At 72.3% G+C, this 16,584-nt stretch carries 9 protein-coding genes; 2 read left to right on the top strand and 7 right to left on the bottom strand.

The features are described 5' to 3' along the window. Positions 1 to 14: 14 nt before the first annotated feature. The 6 genes from ACFYWI_RS04165 to ACFYWI_RS04140 all read right to left on the bottom strand — a co-directional run bounded on the left by ACFYWI_RS04165 (position 15) and on the right by ACFYWI_RS04140 (position 13,199). Entirely contained in the window at positions 15 to 1,643 is a 1,629-nt protein-coding gene (locus ACFYWI_RS04165; protein WP_389224901.1) for a succinic semialdehyde dehydrogenase, read from the bottom strand. A 114-nt stretch (positions 1,644 to 1,757) separates the two neighbouring features. Beyond that, complete coding sequence (locus ACFYWI_RS04160) at positions 1,758 to 3,503, bottom strand: serine/threonine-protein kinase (RefSeq protein WP_389224899.1); 1,746 nt, start codon at positions 3,501 to 3,503, stop codon at positions 1,758 to 1,760. Between the two features lie 88 nt (positions 3,504 to 3,591). Beyond that, the gene (locus tag ACFYWI_RS04155; RefSeq protein WP_389224897.1) at positions 3,592 to 5,271 is read right to left on the bottom strand and encodes a serine/threonine-protein kinase; all 1,680 of its coding nucleotides are present in this window, start codon (positions 5,269 to 5,271) and stop codon (positions 3,592 to 3,594) included. A 173-nt stretch (positions 5,272 to 5,444) separates the two neighbouring features. Further along, the gene (locus ACFYWI_RS04150; protein WP_389224895.1) at positions 5,445 to 8,204 is read right to left on the bottom strand and encodes a protein kinase; all 2,760 of its coding nucleotides are present in this window, start codon (positions 8,202 to 8,204) and stop codon (positions 5,445 to 5,447) included. A 129-nt stretch (positions 8,205 to 8,333) separates the two neighbouring features. Further along, on the bottom strand, positions 8,334 to 11,195 hold the full coding sequence (locus ACFYWI_RS04145; protein WP_389224893.1) for a protein kinase: 2,862 nt from the start codon (positions 11,193 to 11,195) through the stop codon (positions 8,334 to 8,336). Between the two features lie 297 nt (positions 11,196 to 11,492). Next, positions 11,493 to 13,199, bottom strand: a complete 1,707-nt coding sequence (locus ACFYWI_RS04140) for an FAD-dependent oxidoreductase (RefSeq protein WP_389224891.1) — start codon at positions 13,197 to 13,199, stop codon at positions 11,493 to 11,495. Positions 13,200 to 13,428: 229 nt separating this feature from the next. Between ACFYWI_RS04140 and ACFYWI_RS04135 the strand changes: the two genes are divergently transcribed. Next, complete coding sequence (locus ACFYWI_RS04135; protein ID WP_389224889.1) at positions 13,429 to 14,670, top strand: nucleotide sugar dehydrogenase; 1,242 nt, start codon at positions 13,429 to 13,431, stop codon at positions 14,668 to 14,670. A gap of 202 nt (positions 14,671 to 14,872) precedes the next feature. Beyond that, positions 14,873 to 15,358, top strand: coding sequence for a hypothetical protein (locus ACFYWI_RS04130; RefSeq protein ID WP_389224887.1), 486 nt, complete (start codon positions 14,873 to 14,875; stop codon positions 15,356 to 15,358). Positions 15,359 to 15,425: 67 nt separating this feature from the next. Here the strand turns inward: ACFYWI_RS04130 and ACFYWI_RS04125 are convergent, their stop codons facing one another. Then, a complete protein-coding gene (locus tag ACFYWI_RS04125) occupies positions 15,426 to 16,556 on the bottom strand; it encodes a GuaB3 family IMP dehydrogenase-related protein (RefSeq protein ID WP_389224885.1) in 1,131 nt (376 codons plus the stop codon). Between the last annotated feature and the right edge of the window lie 28 nt (positions 16,557 to 16,584).

Genomic DNA, 16,584 nt, shown 5'->3' with positions numbered 1-16,584 from the left:
CGGGTGCGGGGGTGTCAGCGCAGGCGCAGGGCCTTCATCGCCTTGAGGCTGAAGCTCATGAACGCCGCGTACTTCTCGTCGTCCATCCCGAACGACGGCGCCAGCGGCATCAGTCGCTGCTGGGCCACCGTCTGTGCCTCGGTGTACTTGAGGATGCCCTCGGAGCCGTGCCGCCGGCTGAGGCCGGAGTCCTTCATGCCGCCCATCGGCGACCGGACGCTGCCGTACGCGGGTGCGTAGCCCTCGTTGATGTTGACGGTGCCGGTGCGCAGCTTGGCGGCCACGGCGTGGCCGCGCTTGCCGTCCTTGGTCCAGACGCTCGCATTGAGGCCGTAGGCGGTGGCGTTGGCCTGCTCCACGACCTTGTCCTCGTCCGTGAACCGGTAGAGGGACACGACCGGGCCGAAGGTCTCCTCGTTGCAGACGGCCATGGGCGCCTCGACACCGTCGAGGATGGTGGGCTCGTAGAAGAACGGGCCGATGTCGGGGCGTGCCCTGCCGCCCGCGACGACCGTGGCGCCCTTGGCGACGGCTTCGTCGACATGACGGGTGACCGTCTCCAGCTGGCGCTCGCCGACCAGGCATCCCATGTCGGCGCCGTACGCGAGCGAGTTGCCGAGACGCATGGCCTTCGTCCGCGCCGCGAAACGCTCGACGAAGTCGTCGGCGATCGACTCGTGGACGTACAGCCGCTCGATGGAGATGCACAGCTGGCCGGCGGAGGAGAAGCAGGCGCGGACGGCACCCGCGGCGGCCTTCTCGACGTCGGCGTCGTGCAGCACCAGCATGGCGTTCTTGCCGCCGAGTTCGAGCGATACGCCGATGAGGCGTGCCGCCGCACCCTGGGCGACCTCGCGGCCGGTGCGGGTGGAGCCGGTGAAGGAGACGTAGTCGGCGTGCTTGACGACCTCGGGGCCGACGACCGGGCCCTCGCCGATGACGACCTGGAAGACGCCGGCCGGCAGGCCCGCCTCGATGAGCAGATCGCGGGCCCACAGGGCGGTGAGCGCGGTCTCGGTGTCGGGCTTCATCACGACGGCGTTGCCGGAGACGAAGGCGGGCAGCGCGTCGCCGACGGAGAGTTCGAGCGGGTAGTTCCAGGGGGCGATCTGGCCCACGACACCGCGCGGCTGGCGCAGTTCGGTGGTCCTGGTGAGGACGGGGACGACCCCGGTGTGCCGCTTGGGCTTGAGGTAGGAGGGTGCCGTACGGCCGTAGTGGCGGGAGGCGACGGCGACGGCCAGCACCTCTTCGTGCGCGTGCAGCCGCGCCTTGCCGGTCTCCAGCTGGATCAGGTCGAGCACCTCGGCCTGGCGCTCGAGGATCAGGTCGTGGAAGCGCAGCAGTACGGCGGCGCGGACGCGCGGCGATGTGGCGGCCCAGACGGACTGTGCGGCACGGGCGCGCTCGAAGGCGGTGGCCACGTCCTCGGGGGTGGACTCGGGCAGGTCCGCCAGCTTCTTCCCGGTGAACGGGGTGTGGTTCGCGGTACGGCCCGAGCCGACCACGTCACGGGTGAGCTGCGCGACCACCTCGGGGGTCACCACGTCGGCGGCGGTGCGTGCACCGGCCGGGGAGGCGGCTGTCGGGTTGGTGCCGGTGGGGGCGGCAGCGGTGGCGGCAGGGGCCTGCGAGTCCGTCATGGGGGCGAGAGTATGCGGCAATCCCCGCTTTGGGTACCCGTCGGTAACGGCTTTTCACCGGCCCCACACGATTGCGCCAGTGATCACTGGCGGATAACCCCTGATCAGCGGCTTTTACAGCCCTTGGATCTTCAAATGGTGGACGACGCGATCGAAAAGCAGATCACCCTCCTCGGCCGCCCAGCCCTCCGCGGGGCCTGAGACCCGTAGCCGCCAGTAGACCTGGTTCGCGCCCTTCCCGGTGACGACGACGCGCTCCTGCCAGCGCAGGCGGATCGGGTCCTCGTTCGAGTCGTCGTACGGCACGTAGTCCACACGCGTGTCGAACGCCTTCACGCCCTGCTGCGTGGTCGACGCGGACGTCACGTCCTGGTCCTTGATGTCGGTGCCGTTCTCGCCGCCCTTCTCGTAGTAGTCGGTCCAGACCGCCGCGTCGGGGGCGAGCTCGTCGTCCACCGCCGCGGTCTCGACCCGCTCCAGGTAGACCTGGAAGACACCGCTCGGGTCCCAGTAGGTGACGTTGTTGCCGTCGTCGCCCTCGACGCGTTCGTACTCCGAGGGCACGGCGACGTTCGCGGCGACCACCTCGCGGTCGGGGCGGACCTCCCAGCCCGCCGGGATCGCGTCGCCCGCGAAGGGGTTGGCAAGGACGAGGACCAGCGCGACGGCCACCACCAGGAGTCCGCCGCCGAGCCCGTACTGCACCGGGCGGTTGCCCTGGAGCACCGGCGGCACCCACCGGCTGCCACCACCGCCCCTGGTTCCCCGGTCGCCAACGCCGTTGCCACCGAGGAGTCTCGTCGCGTCGAGCGCGCTCTGGGGCGGCCTGGCGACCGACTCCAGGGTCTGCCTGACCTCGGTGGCATCGGGCCGCATCGCCGGGTCCTTGCGCAGCAGCTGCATCACCAGCGTGCCGAAGGCGCCGGACCCGCGGGCGGGCATCTGCGGTTCGGCCGAGAGCACCGCCTGGAGCGTGGCCGGAGTGTGCGAACGGCGGTACGGGGACATGCCCTCGACCGCCGCGTACAGCACCACACCGAGCGACCACAGATCCGACTCGGGCCCCGGGCGCTGACCCAGCAGCCGCTCCGGCGCGATGAATTCGGGCGATCCGACGAAAGCCCCCGTCTCGGTCAGCCCCTGCTCGCCCTCGACCTGCGCGATGCCGAAGTCGGTGAGCACGACCCGGTCCCCGCGCCCCAGCAGGACGTTGTCCGGCTTCACGTCACGGTGCAGTACGCCCGCCTCGTGCGCCGCCGAAAGCGCTCCGAGTACGGCGAGTCCGATCCGGGCCGCCTCGCGCACATCGAGGGTGCCGTCCTGCAAGCGGTCGGCCAGCGACTGGCCGTGCACCAGCTCCATCACGATCCACGGTTTGTCGTCCTCGACGACCACGTCGTGCATGGTGACGACCGAGGGGTGGTCGATCCTGGCTGCGGCGCGCGCCTCGCGCTGCATCCGCAGATGGACGCGTTCACGGTCGCGTTCGCTCAAGTGGTCGGGCAGGCGGGGCTCCTTGACCGCGACATCCCGGTCGACGACCTGGTCCCGGGCCCGCCACACCGTGCCCATACCGCCGTGGCCGAGGCGCGCGAGAAGCCGGTAGCGGCCGCCGATGAGCCGTCCGACGGCGGGGTCGTCGGCGGCCCCGGCTCCGGCGGCCGGTGCGGAGGACCCGCCCTCACCGGCGGCTCCGGCGGCCTGTGCGGGGACATGGGGCGCGGCGACAGGGCCCGAACCGGGCAGCCCGGCCGCCTGGGTGGGCTGGTACGCCGCCGTCCGCTCGGGCATCTGCGGGGCGTCCGGCGGCCGGAGCCCGTAGCTGGTCGGCTCGTCCACCCGTCCCCCATCGTTGGTCATGCTCACATCCTCGGCCACAGCCGGTTGCGGATGCCACCGGGGCCGGGTACCGGATGCAGACCCGTGACAGTCGCCCCGGCGCCCGGCATCAGGCCGGCCGGGGCCGCCAGCCGCGCAGCATGATGTCGAACTGCTGCCGCGTCGTAGCCCAGTCCTCGGCGGGGCCGGACATGTAGAGGGCGTACTCGGTGCCGTTGTCTTCGTAGTACATCTGGTCGATCGCCCGCCGCGGCCCCGGGTGGTTCTTGCTTTCGGTCCAGGTGAACTCCCAGAGCGCGGACTGCGTCTGGTCGCGGAAGGTGTTGGGATGCAGCTGGAGTCGCTTGTACTCCGGCAGCCGCTTCTCGAGACTCTTCTGGATGTCCAGCATGTGCATGTACGGGTTCTCGAAGTCGGGCGCCGGGTCGATGCTGATCCGGATGCGGTGCTTGCCGTTGTCGGGCGTGTAGTCGATCTGGTTGCCGTCCATCTGGCGCGTCCAGCCCTTGGGGACCCACAGGCTGAAGCCTTCGGGATCATCCGCCCTGTGCCAGCCCTGAGGTATGGCCGAGGAGTTGGTCGGCCGGGTCTGGTTCTGGGGCTCCGGGTGTACGCCTGTGCCGTCGCCGCCCCCGTACCTCATGGCCAGCAGGCCGGCACCGCCGCCGACCACCGCTGCGAGCACGATGACGATGGCGGCAGTACGCAGCCGCGCACCGCGGCGCCGCCTCGGGGCGGGTACGGGTGCGGGTGCGGGTGCGGGTGCGGCAGACGGTGTGGCTGATGGTGCGCGCGCGGGTGCCGTCGCGGAACCGGCGTCCGGCCTGGGCGTGTTGCGCGGCCCCCTGCCCTGCGACGCGGCTGTCGCGCTCGTCCGACCGCCCGTCCGGGTGGCCGGCTGCGTCAGCCGCTCCGTCATCCGCCGGGTCGACTGCGAGCGCGTCGTCGCGGACCCGCTCCCGTCCATGGCCTCCGTGAGCATCCGCTCGGCCTCCGCCGCCGAGGGGCGGGCCGCCGGGTCCTTCTGCAGCAGCGCCAGGATCACGGGGGCGAGCCGGCCGGCCCGGTCGGGATGCGGCGGCTCGTCGCCCACCACGGCCTGCATGGTGGCCAGCGGCGACGAGCGGCGGAACGGCGACTCGCCCTGCAACGCCGCGAACAGCGTCGCGCCGAGAGACCAGAGGTCGGACGCGGGGCCCGGATCGTGGCCGCGCGCCCGCTCCGGGGCGAGGTAGTCGATCGACCCGACGATCTCGCCGGTCCTGGTGATCGTCGCGTCGCCCTCGATCGCGGCGATGCCGAAGTCCGTTATCAGCGCCCGGCCGTCGCCGTTGAGCAGCACGTTGGCGGGCTTGATGTCCCGGTGGAGGACTCCCGCGGAATGCGCGGCACCCAGCGCCCGCAGGATGTGCAGCCCGATCCGGGCCGCCTCCGTCTCGTCGATGCGCCCGGACTCCTTGGCGGCGTCGGCGAGCGAGGGACCATCGACGTACTGCATGACGATCCAGGGCCGGTTGTCGTGTTCGAGCACGTCATGAACGGTGACGACTCCGGGGTGGCTGATCCGGGCCGCCGCCCGGGCCTCCTTCTGCGTACGGGCGTGAAGGACGACCCGGTCGGCCTCGGAGACGTACCGTCCTGCCGTCAGTTCCTTGACGGCGACTACTCTGTGTAGCACTTCGTCGTGCGCGCGCCAGACCTTGCCCATGCCGCCGCTGCCGATGGTCTCGCTCAGCCGGTAGCGCCCGGCCAGCAGCAGACCCGCGGCCGTGCTGTGTGTGTCTTCCACGTCCCCCGCCCATTTCCTTGGGATGCCAGGTTACGGAGGGGATGTACGAACGCGGAACCGAGGGCACTCAAGTGACCTGTCTGTAATGCGTGCCCTGCTGCTGCACGGCCACGCTCCGTGACCTGCCTCGGAGTTGGCGGCACGACACCGGGACCCGGGGACCCGAACAGGGCCTAGCGGGTGGCGCGGTACGTCGTCGTCGCCTGCTCGTAGATCTCGGTCACCTTGTCGCGCTGCTCCTCGGGGCCGATCACCTGGATGACGTGGTAGACGTCGCCGACGATGAGAGCCAGGTTGCGTACGTACACCTCGCGGCCGTTGCTGTCCTCCCAGGTGAACTGGCCCTCCGCCATGGACTGCTGTCCGACGTCGATCCGGCGCAGCCCCGTCGCCCCCGCCCAGGACGAGTCCCGGAAGGGTTGCAACTCCCGCTCGTTGTCCCGCTGATAGGTCAGCGGGTCGTCGCCGTTCTCCTTCACGGTGTCACGGCCCGGCACCACGATCAGGGTGAAGTCGTCACCGGTGTAGCGGACTTGTCCGACGTCGTTGATGGGACGCCGCTGCCAGGACTTGTCGACGGCGACCTGGAAGCCTTCGGCGTCCTTGCGCAGCACATAGCCACCCGGCAGGTTGTCCGCCGGGGCGGAGGTCTGCGGCTGCTGCGATCCGGGGGTGCCGGTTCCGGTACCGGCACTCCGGGTGGGCTCCGGGCCGCCCTCGGCGGAACGCCCGGGGGCCGGGCCCGTCGCTGACGCAGGCGTACCCGCGCCGCGCTTCTGCCCCTGCGACTCGGCTCTGGGCATGAACAGCGCGGCGTAGGCAACCGCGGCCACCAGCACGAGGAGGATCAGCAGCACCAGCATCCGGCCCAGCGAACGCGGCGCGCGCCCCGCGCTGCGTACCGGGCGCTCCTTCGGCCGCTTGTGGCGATGGCGGCCGTGGACCACGTCCGACGTTCCGGAGCGGCGCCTGCGGACCAGTTCGCCCCGGCGGCGTACCACCGGCAGTCTGCTGCCGTCGACCGCGCCGGCCGGCAAGGGCACCACATCCATGCCGGCCTCGGGCTCGGGCGCGGACCGCACGAGCGAGCGCAGCCAGCCGCGCAGCTCCTCGAAGTCCGGCCGTTCCGTGGGGTCCTGGCGCAGCAGGGACTCGACGACCGGGCGCAGCGGGCCGCACTCCTCCGCGAACGCGGGCGGCTCGGAGCACACGAGCTGCACCAGTTCGGCCGCGCTCTCCTCGGGATACGGGGCATGGCCCTGCACGGCCCGGTACAGGAGCGCGCCGAGCGCCCACAGGTCGGTGGCGGGGCCGACGGGGGCCGCCAACTGCCAGTTCTCGTGGACCGGACCCGCCTGCTCGGGGGCCCAGCGCTCGGTGACGGCGCCGACGACCGCGATCCGCGCCTGGCGGGCACGCTCGGCGGCCAGCGGGGTGGCGGGCCCCCGGTAGGCGGGGCTCTCACCGGGCACGACGATCTCGTCCCAGCGCCCGGACGGGGCATCGGCATCGGCCGCAGCGGGCCGGCGCTGTGCGTCGGCACGCAGGGCGTCCCCACCGCTTGTGCCGCGGTCCCAGCTGCCGCCGGTGACGCCCGCACCCGCACCCGCGCGGGGACCGGGCAGCGCGGGCCTGGCACTGCCGTAGGGCACGCTGCCGGGGCGGTCGCTCCCGGTCCGGCGCCCGGCGCCGTAGCCGTCGTTCCGGCCGGCCGGCCGGCCGCCCTCGGCCGCCGACTGCCGCACGCCGTACGGGTCGTCCCCGTACCCCGCGCCCGGCAGTGCGGGGCGTGCCCCGCCGTGGAGGCCGCCACCGCCGCCCGCCGGTAGGGAACCAGGTCCTTCGCGGCCCGGGAGCGGGGCATCGTGCCAGGTGCCGGCCAGCCGGGCGTGGCCCGGCCCGGAGTCGTACGGTCCCTCGTCATCGAAGTCGTCATCGAAGTCGGCGCCGCCGTCGGCTTCGTCGTCGGCCTCGACCGTGACCTGGATCTCGACCTCGTCGTCGTACCGGAACAGCTCCAGATGCTGTTCGTCGGGCCGCCTGGCCCACCAGTCCGGGTCCAGGCCGTTCTGTACGGGGCCGTCGGGGATGCCACCGCCGGCCCCGCCGCCCTGCCGCTGGTCCTCGGTGACGCGTGCCCCGGCCCGGGCACCGGCGCGGTACGCGGCGATCGCGCCCGCCCTCGCGGCCCGCACATCCGGCGCCCCGCCTCCCGCGACCGGGTCCGCCGGTCCCGCGGGAGCCGGCAGCACGGGCCTTCCGGAATCGAGCGTGCCCGGGCCTTCCGGGCTCGCCTGAGGTTCGGGCTCGCCGAGCCCGTCAGGGTCCGCATCGGGCTCCGGCACGGGGGCGTACCCGCACAGCGCCTCCTCGGCCGCGCCCGACGCCAGCCCGGTCAGCACCACGCGTCCGTCGTCGCAGACGAGGACCGTGCGGGCGGTGATGTTCCGGTGGGTCCAGCCGTGCGCGTGCAGCACGCGCAGCGCCGTGAGGACGTCGGAGGCGACCTCCGCCGCCCGGTAGGGGCTCAGCGGTTTCTCGGCGAGCAGGGCCGCGAGCGGCCGGGCGGCGACGCGCTCGCTCACGATCCAGAGCGAACCGCCCTCCGCGAACACGTCGAAGACCTGGTCCAGGCGCGGGTGGTCGGGGATCTGCGCGGCGGCCTGCGCGGCCTCCAGTGCCCGGCGCACCGCCGGGTCGGCGGGCCTGCGCGTCGGACGCCCCTGGGCCTGCCGAGGCACCGCGGCTCCGGCCGGGCCGTCGCCGTCGACGACCTCCGCGTCCACGACCTCCGGCAACGGCACCTGCCGCACCAGGACTTCCTGGCCGCTGTAGGTGTCGAACGCGCGGGTCTCGACCAGCTCAAAGGCGTCGGACGGCGGCAACGGCAGGCGGTAGCGGTCGGCGAGCACCCTTCCCGCATAGTCGTCCACGACGCCTCCCCACGTGCGCGCTGTCCCCCGCTCCGTTCCGAAAGACCGCACAAAGCCGTCAATTCCGGTCGCTCAACGGCTCCTTGTGGCTGCGTACCGTCCGCGAGTTCTCACGATACGTGCCCGTGGTCAGTCCTTGGGGCTGAATGTGGCGAACGCCGTCTTGCGCAGCGTCTCGCACTCCGTGCCGTCCCACTCGCCCGCCTTGCAGCTGATCATGATCGAGTAGCCGCGCCCGGCGTCGACCCTGAAGCCCCTGTTGAGGACACGTACCCGCTGGCCGTTCGCGTTGCGCTCGAACTCCCAGTCGGCGACCGTCGGATAGCCCTTGTAGTCGACCTTCCTGATTCCGAGGTGCTTGTATCCGCTGCTGGTGGCGCGGACCCCGGCGACGGCTCCCGCCCATGCGGCTTCGGCGTCGTCCTTGGGGCTGGCGTTGAAGTCGACCTGGACCCGCGGGTATCCGCCGCTCGCGCTGAAGATGCCGCCGGAGTTCTGGCCCGCGATGCCGGTGAGCTTGAAGTTCTCGGGCATGGCCATCGTGAAGTGGAACTGGTCGTTGGAGACCGTCACATAACCGGCCGGCAGTACGTCCGCGTCCTTGGTGTCGTCGGTCTTGCCGTCACCGGACGGCCGGCCGGTGGAGTTGCCGGAGCCACTGCCCCCCCGGTCGCCCTTGCCGCTGTCCTTTTCGTCGCCTTTGCCCTGGTCCTCGTCCTGGCCCTGGGTGCTTCCGGACTCGGTGTCCTTGCCGTCCCCGCCGCCCGCGTCGGCGCCCGCCGAAGCGGACGTGTCGCCCTTGGACTTGCCCTTGTTCTCCTTGTCGTCGCCCCCAAGGGCGAAGACGAGCACGGTCGTGAGCACGACGAGCACGGCGACGACCGCGATGATCACCAGGGTGCGGCGCGGCACCACGTCGGTGAGGGGCGCCCGCGCCGGAACGGGCCGCTGCGCGGACCGGTCCGGGGTCGCCTTCGGCGCCGCCTCCACCCTGGCGGCCGCGGCGGCGTTGCGCACGGAGCGCAGCGCGCCCCGCACCCGGTCCGCCGCCGGATCCTTGGGCTTGGCCCGCTGCGCGGCCGACGAAGCGGGCGGCAGGGGCGGTAGCGGCGTGACCCTGGTGGCATCGGGCTCCGGCTCGGTCGGCAGCTCCGGGGTCTCGGGAGCGTGCAGCACGTTGGTCAGCAGCGCCCGCGCGCCCGCGTCGTCGAGCCGCTGCTCGGGGTCCTTTGCGAGCAGGCCGTAGATGACCTCCTCCAGCGGGCCCGCGTTCTTGGGCGGGTCGAGGGGCTCGGTCATCACGGCGGTCAGTGTGGCGATCGCCGATCCCTTGTCGTAGGGCGGGCAGCCCTCGACGCTCGCGTAGAGCAGTCCGCCGAGCGACCACAGGTCGGCGGCGGGGCCGGGCTTGTGGCCGCGGGCACGCTCGGGCGAGATGTACGAGGGGGCGCCGACGAGCATGCCGGTGGAGGTGATAGACGGGTCGCCCTCGACCTGCGCGATACCGAAGTCGGTGAGCACGACGCGCCCGTCCTCGGCGATCAGGACGTTGGACGGCTTCACATCGCGGTGCAGGATGCCCTCGCGGTGCGCGGAGCGCAGTACGTCGAGGATCGCGAGACCCACCTCGGCGGCGCGCCTCGGCGTCAGCGTGCCGTCCTCGCGCACGGCCTCGGCGAGGGACTTGCCCTCGACGAGCTCCATGACGATCCACGGCCGGTCGTCCTCGTCGACGACGTCGTAGACGGTCACGGCGCTGTTGTTACGGATCCGGGCGATCGCCTTGGCCTCGCGGAGGGTACGCGTGATCAGGCGGCGCTTCTCGTCCTCGTCGATGCTGCTGGGGAACCGCAGCTCCTTGACGGCGACGGTCCGCCCCAGCGTCTCGTCCACGGCACGCCAGACGGTCCCCATGCCGCCGCGCCCGAGCACGCCGCCGAGCCGGTACCGGCCGGCGAGCAACCGCCCGCCGGTGTTCCCAGCACCTGCGCCCTTCGACGCCGTGCCGCGATCCGCGTCCTCGGCCTTGGCCGGGCTCTTCGGAGCGGCCGCCTTCGCGGGCCGGCTCGCGGCGACGCCGCTGCCCGCGTCCTGCACGCGCTCACCGCCCCGCCTCGCGCGTGCGACCCCGGAGCCGTCCTTGCCTTGCCCGCCATCCGCCGCGCCGCCCGTCGCAACCGACTTGGCCTCGTCGGCCGGGGTCCGGACCTCGGACCGGGGCTTGGCGTCGGACGTGGTCCCGGCCCGGGTCTTGCCCTGGGGCCTGGACCCGTGCTCGGACGTGGCCGGGGCATCGGTCCCGCTCGCGGACCCGGACTCGGACCCGGACTCGCCGGCCCGGGTCCCGGCTTCGGACCCGGACTTGGACCCCGGCCCGGACCTGGCCCGGGCCTGGGCCTGGGTCCCGGCCTCGGACGTGCCCCCGGGCTCCGCCTTGGCCTGGGGCCTGGACCCGTGCTCGGACGTGGCCGGGGCATCGGTCCCGCTCGCGGACCTGGACTCGGACCCGGACGTGACCTCGCCGCCCCGGGTCCCGGCTTCGGCCCCGGACTTGGACCCCGGCCCGGACCTGGCCCGAGGGCCGGCCTTGGCCTTGGACTTGGACTTGGACTTGGTCCCGGACTCGATCTCGCCCTGGGCCTCGGACCCGGACTCGCCGGCCTGGGTCCGGGCTTCGGACCCGGGCTTGGCCGGGGCCTGGGGCGTGGCCCCGGGCCGGGACTTGGTCCCGGTCCCGGTCCCGGCCACGGCCTCCGCGCCATCCGCAGCGTCGCGCTGAGAAGCCGTCACGTCCTCGGTCGTGGCCGCCCCCGCCGGCTCCGTCTTCGAGTCCTCGGCGGACTCGGTGTCGGCACCCGGTCCCGCAGGTGAATCCGTGACGCGTTCCTGGGGCTCGTCCCCGTGCGCCTCGGTGGACGCCGGCCCCGCGTCCTTCCGGGGCACCTCGGACTCCAGGGACTCGCGCTCCCGCGACTGCTCAGCCTCCGACATGCGTCCCCTCTGCGATCCCTGATCTTCGCCCGCGCCCGCCGCTTCCCGCGCGATGCGGTAACCCGCCCTGGCAGAGCCCCCATTGTCGCTCACTCCGGGACCGGCATTTCTCCCGGGTCCACCGTCCGCGCGGACACACCGGGAAACGACCGGGCGACGACCGGGCGCAGCCCGCCGCCGCGCTGGTCGCGGACATGGCCGCGACCAGCGGGCTGTCCGGCCAACTACCCCACCCCTGGCCGGTTTTCGTCGTATCAGGACCGACGGAGACCGACACCGGACCCTGGAGCCCCCGGGTCAGATCGGCACGATGTCCGGCGCCCCCAGCCTCGCCGCGTCCGCCGTCTGGTCGTCCGGCTGGCGCTGCGACTCCCGTTCCGCCTCCACCCGCTTCTGGTAGTGCTGCACTTCCTTCTCCACCTGTTCCTTGTCCCACCCCAGCACCGGCGCCATCAGCTCCGCGCATTCACGCGCGCATCGGGTCCCCCGGTCGAACGTCTCGATGGAGATCCGGGTGCGCCGGGTGAGCACGTCGTCCAGGTGTCGGGCCCCTTCGTGCGACGCCGCGTACGCGACCTCGGCCCGCAGATAGTCGTCCGCGCCGGCCAGCGGTTCACCGAGGGTCGGGTCCTCGGCGATCAGCGCGAGCAGTTCCTCCGCCAGGGCGCCGAACCTGTTCAGCAGATGCTCCACGCGCACCACGTGAAGCCCCGTCCGGGCCGCGATCCGCGCCCGTGTGTTCCACAGGGCCCGGTAGCCCTCGGCCCCGAGCAGCGGAATGTCCTCGGTGACACATTCGGCCACCCGATGGTCGAGCGCATGGACCGCGGCGTCCACCGCGTCCTTGGCCATCACCCGGTATGTCGTGTACTTGCCGCCCGCGACGACCACGAGCCCCGGCACCGGGTGCGCCACCGTGTGCTCGCGCGACAGTTTGCTGGTCGCGTCCGATTCGCCGGCGAGCAGCGGGCGCAGCCCGGCGTACACGCCTTCGACGTCGTCCCGGGTCAGCGGCACCGCCAGCACGGAATTGACGTGCTCCAGCAGGTAGTCGATGTCGGCGCTCGAGGCGGCCGGGTGCGCCTTGTCGAGATCCCAGTCCGTGTCCGTGGTGCCCACGATCCAGTGCCGCCCCCAGGGGATGACGAACAGCACGGACTTCTCGGTCCGCAGGATCAGCCCGGTCGTGGAGTGGATCCGGTCCTTGGGCACCACCAGGTGGATGCCCTTGGAGGCCCGCACATGGAACTGTCCGCGTTCCCCGATCAGCGCCTGCGTGTCGTCCGTCCACACTCCCGTGGCATTGACGATCTGCTGGGCCCGGATCTCGTACTCCCGGCCGGTCTCGACGTCCTTCACCCGCGCCCCGACGACCCGCTCGCCCTCCCTCAGGAAGCCGACCACGCGTGCCCGGCTGGCGACTTGGGCCCCGTAGCTCGCGGCGGTGCGCACCAGGGTGGCCACATACCGCGCGTCGTCCATCTGCGCGTCGTAGTACTGCAACGCCCCTACCAGCGCATCCTTCTTCAGCGCGGGCGCGACCTGCAGCGCGCGGCGCCGCGAGAGATGGCGGTGGACGGGAAGCCCGCGGCCGTGGCCCGACGACACCGACATCGCGTCGTACAGTGCGACTCCCGATCCGGCGTACAGCCTCTCCCAGCCCTTGTGCTGCAACGGATAGAGGAAGGGAACGGGCTTCACCAGATGCGGAGCCAGCCGCTCCAGCAACAGCCCACGCTCCTTCAGCGCCTCCCGCACCAGAGCGAAATCCAGCATCTCCAGATACCGCAGCCCGCCGTGGATCAGCTTGCTCGACCTGCTCGAGGTTCCCGATGCCCAGTCACGGGCCTCGACGAGCCCGGTCGACAGTCCTCGTGTCGTGGCGTCCAGCGCGGTCCCCGCGCCGACGACGCCTGCGCCGATGACCAGTACGTCCAGTTCACGCTCGGCCATTGCGGCGAGCGCCTCGGCTCGCTGCGCGGGTCCCAGTGTCGCTGTCCTCACTGTTGCCTCCCGTCGCCCCCGTGATGTCCCTGCGGTCGGGCTCACAACATCGATTCTGTCCGCACTCGGCGACTTCAGCCACTGCCTGTGGATAACACTCCGCCGACCACACGCACACAATCCGACATATCGGTCATATTTACGCCTAGTCTGACATTGCGCTTGCTCGTTCTGCCCACAGGGCTTGCGTTCACTGCCCCCTCCGGTTAATGGAAGGACAGCCACCGCCATGCCCGCAGATCTCGCCGTCATCGGACTCGGTCACCTCGGCCTGCCTCTCGCCCAGGCCGCCGTCTTCGCCGGCATCGAGACCATCGGCTACGACACCGCCCCGCACCGGCTCGCCGAACCGGCAGGCGGAGTCAGCCCCGCCGACATCCGCCGGATGCTGTCCGCCGGCTTCCGGACCGTCACCGATCCCGCCGTACTGGGGCGCGTACGCACAGCCGTCATCAGCGCGCCCACCCCGCTCGCCGCCGACGGGGCCCTCGACCTCACCGCGGTCGCCGACGCCGCCCGCACCCTCGCGGCCCGGCTGCGCCCGCACACCACCGTGCTGCTCGAATCGGCCGTCCCACCCGGCACGACGGAGGACTTCCTCCGCCCGCTGCTGGAGGACGGCTCGGGCCTGCGGGCCGGGCGCGACTTCCATCTGGCGTACTCCCCCAGCCGGGTCGACCCCGGCCGCCGCTCCCACGGGTATGCCAACACCCCCAAGGTGATCGGTGGGCTCACCCCGGCCTGCACCGAATCCGCCGCCGCCTTCTACGGCCGCCTCACCGACAAGGTGGTCCGCGCCCGCGGCCCGCGCGAGGCGGAGACCGTGAAGGTCCTCGAGACGAACTTCCGGCACGTCAACATTGCCCTCGTCAACGAGATGGCCGTGCTCTGCCACGACCTCGGCGTGGACCTGTGGGACGTCATCCGCTGCGCCGAGACCAAGCCGTTCGGCTTCCAGGCCTTCCGGCCGGGCCCCGGTGTCGGCGGCCACGGCGTCCCCCTGGACCCCGGCTGTCTCCCGCACCCGGGCCGCACCCCCGGTCACCCGCTGCGCATGGTCGGCCTCGCCCAGGAAATCAACACCCGGATGCCGCAGTACGTGATCCAGCGCTGCGCCACCCTCCTCAACGAGCACGGCAAATCCGCCCGCGGCGCCCGCGTCGTGCTCCTCGGCGTCACCTACAAGCCGGACCTGGCCGACCTGGCAGGCTCCCCCGCCCACGAGATCGCCCGTCGCCTGATGGATCTGGGCGCGGTGGTCAGCTACCACGACCCCTACGTCCCGGACTGGCGCGTGGGCCGACTCCCGGTCCCCCGGGCGGACTCCCTCTACGAGGCCGCGGCGGGCGCGGACTTGACGGTGCTGCTCCAGCACCACCGCACGTACGACCTCCAGGGCCTCGCGGTCAAGGCCCAACTCCTGCTCGACACCACGGGTGCCACTCCGGGCGGAGCGGCACACCGGCTGTGAGCAGGGCCGGCCCGGCGACCGCTGCTCCGCCTCACGGCAGCCGCCGGGCCCGGCGCCGCCGGGGCAGGGCAGGGGCACAACCGCCGGTGCGGCAAGGACACAACCGGATAACCCGGTGCCGCACCGTCCGAGCGGACTGCTAGTCTCCGGGACCGCCGATCGCACGCTCGTGCGACGCGCTTCACCCTGGGGGAATTTCCACATGAGTCAGCCTGTTCCGCCGCCGTCCGGCAACCCGTTCGCCGGCGGCGACCAGTTCGCCCCGGCCCCGCCGCCGGCGCCGGTACGCGACAGGGTCGGCCTGGGCATCGTCGCCGCTGTCGTCGCCGCGCTCGTCGCCGCCGGTGCGTACGGGGCCATCGGCGGTGCCATCGAGCGCGAGATCGGCTACGCGGCCGTCGGTGTCGGCTTCCTCGTCGGCTTCGCCGCCGCCAAGGTGGGCGGCCGCAACCCCGCGCTGCCGGTCATCAGCGCGGTGCTCTCCATCGGCGCGGTGTACCTGGGCCAACTGATCGTCACCGCCGTCATGGTCACGAAGTTCGGCGGCGCCTCCTTCACGGAGGTCTTCTTCGGCCACTTCGGCGACCTGATGACGCTGTGGAAGAGGGACGCGGAGGGCATGACGTACGTCTTCCTCGGTATTGCCGCCATCACCGCGTTCGCCGGCGCCAAGAAGGCCGACGCCTGATCGACGCCACACGCACGTGGGGCCCGGCACCAGAAGGTGTCGGGCCCCACGCGTACGTATCGGGCGGTCAGCGGCGGTGCTGCGAGTCCGCCACGGTCACCTCGACCCGCTGGAACTCCTTGAGCTCGCTGTAGCCCGTCGTCGCCATCGCCCGGCGCAGCGCGCCGAAGAAGTTCATCGACCCGTCCGGGCTGTGCGAGGGACCGGCCAGCACCTCCTCGGTCGTACCGACGATGCCCAGGTCCACCAGCTTGCCGCGCGGCACGTCCTCGTGGACGGCCTCCATGCCCCAGTGGTGCCCCTTGCCCGGCGCGTCCGACGCGCGGGCCAGCGGGGAGCCGATCATCACCGAGTCCGCGCCGCAGGCGATCGCCTTGGGCAGGTCGCCGGACCAGCCCACGCCACCGTCCGCGATGACGTGCACGTACCGGCCGCCGGACTCGTCCATGTAGTCGCGGCGGGCCGCGGCCACATCGGCTACGGCGGTGGCCATCGGCACCTGGATGCCCAGCACGTTACGGGTGGTGTGCGCGGCGCCCCCACCGAAGCCGACCAGGACGCCGGCCGCGCCGGTGCGCATCAGGTGCAGGGCCGCGGTGTAGGTGGCGCAGCCGCCGACGATGACCGGGACGTCGAGCTCGTAGATGAACTGCTTGAGGTTCAGCGGCTCGGCGGCGCCGGAGACATGCTCGGCGGAGACGGTCGTGCCGCGGATGACGAAGATGTCCACACCCGCGTCGACGACGGCCTTCGAGAACTGCGCGGTGCGCTGCGGCGAGAGCGCGGCGGCGGTGACGACGCCCGAGTCGCGCACCTCCTTGATGCGCTGCCCGATCAGCTCTTCCTTGATCGGGGCTGCGTAGATCTCCTGCAGGCGGCGGGTCGCGGTCTCGCTCTCGGTGGGCAGTTCCGCGATCTCGTCGAGCAGCGGCTGCGGGTCCTCGTAGCGGGTCCACAGGCCCTCGAGGTTCAGCACGCCCAGACCGCCGAGCTCACCGATGCGGATCGCGGTCTGCGGGGAGACCACCGAGTCCATCGGGGCGGCCAGGAAGGGCAGCTCGAACCTGTAGGCGTCGATCTGCCAGGCGATCGAGACCTCCTTCGGGTCCCGCGTGCGCCGGCTCGGTACGACGGCGATGTCATCGAACGCGTACGCCCGGCGGCCGCGCTTGCCGCGCCCGATCTCGATCTCAGTCACGATGTGTGGCCTTTCCCTTTACGTCTGC

Source organism: Streptomyces sp. NPDC002889, from assembly GCF_042888425.1.
Lineage (GTDB): Bacteria > Actinomycetota > Actinomycetes > Streptomycetales > Streptomycetaceae > Streptomyces.
This window is presented reverse-complemented; position numbering and strand designations above follow the sequence as displayed.